Raw genomic sequence first — 3,953 nt, 5'->3', positions numbered from 1 at the left:
CCGACTCCCGCCAGCAATCAAACAGCTTTTTATCACCCATTCGAAAATCCGTTTTGCCGGTACTCGTCTTTCTTTTTGGAGTATTGCCATTATGACCGCAACCACTGCGTCTTCAGCCAAACCTTATCTGCAAATCCAAGGCTTGGTGAAAAAGTTTGGTGACAATTACGCTGTCGATAACATCGACTTGGACATTTACCAACATGAAATCTTTGCCCTTTTGGGCAGCTCAGGCAGTGGCAAATCCACGCTGCTGCGCATGTTGGCAGGCATGGAAAGCCCAAATCAGGGCAAAATCATTCTCGACGGCCAAGACATTACCAAGCTTGCTCCGTACGAGCGCCCAATCAACATGATGTTCCAAAGCTATGCTCTGTTCCCACACATGAGCGTTGAGCAAAACATCGCTTTCGGTCTGAAACAAGACAAAATGCCTAAAGGCGAAATCGACGCCCGAGTGGAAGAAATGTTGCGCCTAGTGCAAATGACCAAATACGCCAAACGCAAGCCGCACCAACTCTCCGGCGGTCAGCAACAACGTATCGCTTTGGCACGCAGCCTGGCGAAACGTCCTAAAATCCTGCTGCTTGACGAACCTTTGGGCGCACTCGATAAAAAACTGCGTCAACAAACCCAACTGGAATTGGTCAACACACTGGAACAAGTCGGCGTAACCTGCATTATGGTTACCCACGACCAAGAAGAAGCGATGACCATGGCTACCCGTATCGCCATTATGTCTGACGGCCAATTGCGACAAGTCGGTACGCCTAGCGACGTGTACGATTATCCTAATAGTCGCTTTACTGCCGAATTTATCGGCGAAACCAATATTTTTGACGGCGTCGTTGTTGATGACCGCGCCGATTTCTCCATCGTCAAATGTGATGGCTTGGAAAACCACGTCCGCATCGACCACGGTTTGGGCGTTCCGAACGACCATGAAATTTGGATCAGCATCCGCCCTGAAGACATTGATTTGCACAAAGAAAAACCAGAACACTTAGGCGCACACAACTGGGCTCAAGGCACAGTCAAAGAGATTGCCTATCTGGGCAGCTTTGCGATTTACCATATCAAACTCGCCAACGGCCGTGTCGTCAAAAGCCAAGTTCCCGCACCTTATTGGTATGTGCGTAACATTACGCCGCCGACTTGGGATGAAACCGTCTATATCAGCTGGCCTGAAAACCAACCGACACCTCTGTTCAGTTAATTTGAGGGAAATGTGATGAACCTTAAAAAACTGAAAAATAAACTGTTCCGCCGCCCTGGACAGCGTGCAGTGATTGCCGTGCCGTATATCTGGCTCTTGGTGCTGTTTCTGATTCCGTTCGCCATCGTCTTGAAAATCAGCTTTGCCGAACAAGAAATCGCCATTCCGCCATTTACGCCGTTGACAACGATTGATGAAGACTTAGGCCGTCTGAACATTGCCATCAGCTATCAGAACTACGCCGACATCTTCCAAAATTTTTGGAATACGCTCAATCCGTTTGGCGACAGTGAAAACAGCAATATCTATCTGATGACCTACTGGTCTTCGATTAAGACTGCGCTGACAACGACTATCATCTGCCTGCTGATTGGTTATCCGACCGCTTATGCCATTTCACGCGCCAATCCGGCTGCGCGTAACGGCCTGCTATTGGCAATCATGCTGCCTTTCTGGACCTCTTTCCTGTTGCGTGTTTACGCATGGATGGGCTTATTGGGACACAACGGCATCATCAATAATTTCTTAATCAAATATGGAATCATCAGCGAGCCTTTAGACCTGTTCTACAATGCTTTCTCGCTGAATTTGGTGATGGTTTACGCCTATCTGCCGTTTATGATTTTGCCGCTGTACACACAATTGGTCAAACTGGACGATCGTCTGCTCGAAGCCGCTTCCGACTTGGGCGCGGGTCCAATCAAATCCTTCTTTACCATTACCCTGCCTTTATCCAAAACAGGCATTATTGCAGGCTCTATGCTGGTCTTCGTGCCAGCCGTCGGCGAATTTGTGATTCCTGAATTGGTGGGAGGTTCTGAAAACCTGATGATCGGTAAAGTATTGTGGCAGGCATTCTTCGACCAAAACAACTGGCCACTGGCTTCTGCCGTCGCCGTCGTTATGGTTGCCCTGCTGGTTGTACCAATTGCCCTGTTCCAGCACTATGAAAACCGCGAATTGGAAGAAGGAGGCAAATAATGCAGAAAACCAAATTATCCTGGTTCTTGAAACTGATGCTCCTGCTCTCGCTGGCATTCCTCTATATTCCGCTGGTGGTTTTGGTCATCTATTCTTTCAATGAATCCAAACTGGTTACCGTTTGGGGCGGTTTCTCAACCAAATGGTACGGCGCATTGATGGAAAACGACACCATCTTGGAAGCGGCCTGGCTGTCATTGCGCATCGCCATCGTTTCCTCACTTGCCGCCGTAGCACTCGGCACATTGGCTGGTTACGCCATGGCGCGTATCAAACGCTTCCGTGGCAGCACCCTGTTTGCCGGTATGATTTCCGCACCTATGGTGATGCCTGACGTGATTACCGGTTTGTCCATGCTGCTGTTGATTATTCAGGTGCAAATGTTCCTGCAAGGCAGTGAATTGCTGCAATCGCTCTACTTCGATCGCGGCTTCTTCACCATCTTCCTCGGCCATACGACGCTTTGTATGGCATACATTACCGTCGTCATCCGTTCGCGTCTGGTGGAGCTTGACCAATCGCTCGAAGAAGCCGCCATGGACTTGGGTGCCCGTCCGCTAAAGATTTTCTTCGTGATTACCCTGCCGCTGATTGCCCCTGCGATTGCTTCCGGTTTCCTCTTGGGCATTACCCTGTCTTTGGACGACTTGGTGATTACCTCCTTCCTGTCAGGCCCGGGTTCATCGACATTGCCGCAAGTGATTTTCTCCAAAATCAAACTCGGCCTTGACCCTCAAATGAACGTTTTGGCAACCATCCTGATCGGTATCATCGGTACGCTGGTGATTGTCGCCAACTACTGGATGATGCGTCAGGCAACCAAACGTGAACGCGAGGCTGCCGAAGCCTACCGCCAAGAAAAATTGGCAGCCGAGAAAGCCGCCTAATATGCAGACAGGCTGTCCGATAAAGCGTCGGAACAGCCTGTTTTATTAACTGCATCTTATCCTTTCAGACGGCCTGAACCCAAACCCACATTCCAGGCCGTCTGAAAACCAATTTCAATGAAGTGAAAACCAACCTAAAGCTCAAATCATGATTAATCCCAGCTTCAAAGAATACCTTCCTTCCTACTATGTCAGCACGGCCAATCCCCATCCGACTTATCCGACACTTGAAGGCCGTCTGAAAACTGAAACCTGCGTTATCGGCGGCGGCCTGTCCGGCTTATGCACCGCCCTACCGCTTGCTGAAAACGGCCATGAAGTCATCGTACTTGAAGCCGCCCGTATCGGTTTCGGCGCATCAGGCCGCAGCGGCGGACAAGTCATCAGCGACTTTGCCTGCGGCATGGAAGAAATCGAAAAACAAGTCGGCTTGGAACAGGCACAATGGTTCTGGCAGCAATCTCTGCAAGCCGTTGAACTGGTTGACTCGCGCATTCAAAAACACAACATTCAATGCGATTGGCAACGCGGCTACGCTACCGTCGCCGTCCGTCCTCAGCATTGGGAAGAATTGCAACAATGGCACGAACACGCCCAAAAACATTATGGCGCAAGCCATTACCAGCTTTGGGATAAAGCTACACTGAAGCAACAACTTGCCAGCGATATGTATCAAGGCGCGCAATTTGATCCTTTATCCGGCTACTTACATCCGCTCAATTACACCCTGGGCATTGCCAAAGCGGCAGCCGATGCAGGCGCACAACTTTTTGAGCAATCCCCGATGACGCGTATCGAGCCATGCGATAACGGCTGGCTGGTACACACGCCCAATGGCAGCGTTGAATGCAAAAACCTTGTTTATGCCG

4 protein-coding genes are annotated in these 3,953 nt (G+C 50.0%); all 4 read left to right on the top strand.

The genetic code is table 11. The features are described 5' to 3' along the window. The first annotated feature begins 91 nt into the window (after positions 1–91). Entirely contained in the window at positions 92–1,216 is a 1,125-nt protein-coding gene (locus tag ACTHUT_RS15035; RefSeq protein WP_003685445.1) for an ABC transporter ATP-binding protein, read from the top strand. 15 nt (positions 1,217–1,231) lie between these two features. Next, positions 1,232–2,197 (top strand): ABC transporter permease subunit, encoded by a 966-nt coding sequence (locus ACTHUT_RS15030; RefSeq protein WP_250600158.1) that lies wholly within the window; start codon positions 1,232–1,234, stop codon positions 2,195–2,197. Then, positions 2,197–3,084: an ABC transporter permease subunit gene (locus ACTHUT_RS15025; protein WP_049332683.1), complete on the top strand. Its 888-nt coding sequence runs from the start codon at positions 2,197–2,199 to the stop codon at positions 3,082–3,084. Before ACTHUT_RS15030 ends, ACTHUT_RS15025 begins: the two co-directional genes overlap by 1 nt. Positions 3,085–3,232: 148 nt before the next feature. Further along, positions 3,233–3,953 (top strand): NAD(P)/FAD-dependent oxidoreductase (locus ACTHUT_RS15020; protein WP_440418979.1); only part of this gene is annotated, 721 nt, incomplete at its 3' end.

The organism is Neisseria sp. P0022.S010 (assembly GCF_051956635.1).
This window is presented reverse-complemented; position numbering and strand designations above follow the sequence as displayed.